This window comes from Helicobacter vulpis (assembly GCF_003660395.1).
Taxonomy (GTDB): Bacteria; Campylobacterota; Campylobacteria; order Campylobacterales; family Helicobacteraceae; genus Helicobacter; species Helicobacter vulpis.
In genome coordinates this window covers 1-2998 of record NZ_QXQT01000044.1, presented here as the reverse complement: position 1 = coordinate 2998, position 2998 = coordinate 1, and the positions used below count along the sequence as shown (strand labels likewise).

1 protein-coding gene is annotated in these 2998 nt (G+C 44.5%); it reads right to left on the bottom strand.

Going from position 1 to position 2998, the window contains the following annotated elements; all coding sequences use genetic code 11:
- Positions 1-2993: Eco57I restriction-modification methylase domain-containing protein (locus tag EAO38_RS08360; protein ID WP_121022843.1), on the bottom strand; the 2993-nt coding region annotated here is incomplete at its 3' end.
- Positions 2994-2998 lie beyond the last annotated feature (5 nt).

Genomic DNA, 2998 nt, shown 5'->3' with positions numbered 1-2998 from the left:
GCGCAATGCTCTAAAATCTCTAAATCTAGCGCGCTTCTGACCTCTTTGAGCGCGCATTTAGCAGAGTTTAACAGAGATTGAAGGGGGATTAAAAGGGGCTTTGTGCTTTGGATCTGTTCTAGGTCTTCTAAATAAAAGAGGGCTTTGATGGGGTGATCTTTAGAGCAGGCTAGAGCGCGCACGCCTAAAAGGGCGAATTTGTAACAGCGATGTACATCTTTAAAAATCCCTTGACGATTTTCAAAACTATAGAAAAACTCTAGGGTGTGCTTTTCTAGTAGCCTCTTTCTTAAGCCCAAACTCCCCTCTTCAAGCATGAGCGCACTAGGGATCACCACGCACAACCACCCCTTAGAGCCAAGCAGGCTTAAATGGCGTTCTATAAAGAATCTAAACAGATTGCCATCGCCTGCCCCCCGGCTGTTAGGGTAATGGGCTTTGTAATAGGCATTGGTGGTTTGGATGTGGGCTTGTTGTGTGTCAAACTCCCTTTTGATGTAGGGTTTTGCTAGGGCATTGGTTTTAAAATCTTGCTTTTGGGCAAGGCTAAAGGTGCGGTACGCGCTTCTAAACGCGCTAAAAAACTCGCTTTCATCAAATTTGCTCTTCTCCCAAGGGGGGTTGCCAATGATGGCGTCAAAGCCATTAAAATTGCCTTGTGAATCTAGGCAGTCGGCAAATTCAATTTCGTAATTAAAAAATCTAAACTCTTGGGCGCATTGTTCTATGCGCTCTTTGACATCGCTATAGGCGGGGGTGTGGAGTTTGTCTAGGTCAGTCATTTCTGCAATCTTAAAATCTTTGAGGCGCGCACGCCATTTTTCTTGGGTCTGGACAAATGCCTTTAAATAGGGGTTGCTCTCTTTGCCCTCTTTGTCTTTGTCCCCCTCCTCTTTTTTGTTGGGTTCTTTGAGATTGAGCGTCATGATCTTGTGGGTGTTGTAGAAGTTAAGATAAAAATTGAGCCTGTCTAGCTGGGGCTTTAGGCGTTGGTAGATTCTCTTAGATTGGGCGATCTGCTTTTGGGTGCGATCGGGGATATTGGCTAGCAGAGTGGCGCGCCTTTGTAGGGTTCTAAGCCTTTTAAAGAGGCTATCTAAAAAGAGGTTTTGGGTTTTGTTTTTGAATTTTTTGCGATCCTCTCGGGTTAAAAACTCTTCAAATGCGCTAAGGGAGCAACCCATCAACGCGTTGCCGCACTTGATATGGTGTTCTAAGAAACTCAAAGGCGTGCCAAAGACAAAGCTATCAATCCACAGCGAGAGTTTGGCTAACTCTATGCTAAAGGGGTTAATATCCACCCCATAGATCATTTTCTTTAAAAGCAGGCGTTTTAAAATGGCGGCTTCATCTGCTTGGTAGCCGGGGATATAGCGTTGGGCTTGTTGCTCAATGAGGGCTTTTTCTTGCTCAAAGGGGGTTTGCAGGGCAGGATAGTTGTGTTCTAAAGCCTTTTGGCTGGCAAGGTTTAGCGCTTCAATGAGAAACGCCCCGCTCCCACAGGCGTTGTCTAAAATCTTAAACTCTAAGATGTTTTCATTGTTTAAATCGGCTAGGGCGTGTTGCACTAAGGTTTTGGTGATGTCCTCATGGGTGTAAAAACTCCCGCTGGATTTTCTAGAATTAGAGGTGTTTTTGAGATAAATCTGTCCTTTGGGGTAGTCTTGGCTGGATGTGATCTTTTCTTGCTTTTCTAAGAGAATTTTATCGTGGTTATCGTAGTAGCCCTCGCTTTTTTGCGTTTTACAATAGTGGATTTCTTCTGTAGCGATGGCAAAGAAATAGGACATCAAGCCCTCATAAATGCTCCCTAAATGCACCACGCTTAGAGTGGCATAGCCCCGTTTGCAATCCTCGTAATAGAATAGATGGGTGAGGATTTTTTTCAAAAGGGAGTCGCTAATAATCTTGCCTGCTTTAAAAAGTTGCGTTTTACTAGGCTCAAAGAGTCCGCCATCAAAAAGGGGCATGGCGTAATTTTCATTGCCTTCATTGTAGATGCTAAAGAGATGTTCTAATTTGCCCATGCCATAGTAGGTCTGTGGGTCGTCCTCTAGCCATTCTAAGATGTTATGGATACTCAAATGTTTGCCAAACCCGCTATGTTTTTTGAGCAAATCCTCAAATTTGTCTTCAAAGTAGGCGATGAAAAGCAGTCTAAAGAGAAAATAGAGGGTGTTTTGATAGATGTCTTCTAGGGGGGCTTGTGGGTGGCGCGCGTGCAAAGCCACCCCGATGTCCTCAAACAAAGAGAAGGTATAGCCTTCTGTGCCATAGATGAGATTTTGTAGGTCTTCTTCAATGTCTGTTTTCTTTTCATCATTGGCTTTTAAGGCGACCCCCATTGTGGTGGTGCGCTCTTTGCTATCCTCTAGGGTTTGGGGCAAAAAGTTAGCGGCGTTGAAAATGTGGTAAAAGTAGAGAAAATGCTCCAAGTCTTGGGTTTGCAAGATGGCTTCTAAATTGATCTCAAAAAAGACCTTATTATAGGTGGGGGTGGTCGCGTCATAAAAACGCCACACCCTCCCATTGGTCAAAAAGCCGTAATTGTGGCGTAGGGCGTTGAGATAGTGCAAAATTTGGTAATGGGGATTGTGCGCGGGGGTTTTTTTAGCGCTATCCACCTCTATGCTATACGCCTTGCTCTCACAGATCACGCTGAAAAAGGCGTTGCTGGCGTATCTTTCTGTTTTGTCTAGGGCTTGGTAAGCTTGTTTTAACTCTGGGCTTGCAAAGAGTAAAAAGTCCGGTTTTTCTAATTTGCCTTGAATACTCTTTTCTTCTTGGCGCAAATACGCCCAACCCAAGATTTCTAGCACTTTGGCGATGAAGTGATCTTCAAACTGGTGTTCATTGCTGGTTTTAAAGTGGGGTAGATTGAGGGCTGTAATTTTCTCTAGGATGGCTTTAGCTTGCTCTTGTGTCTGTGCAAAATTGTAGAGTTTGGGGAGTTCTTGCTCTAGGGTGTAGGGGGTGAAGAGGGTGTTGTGCAGGGGGG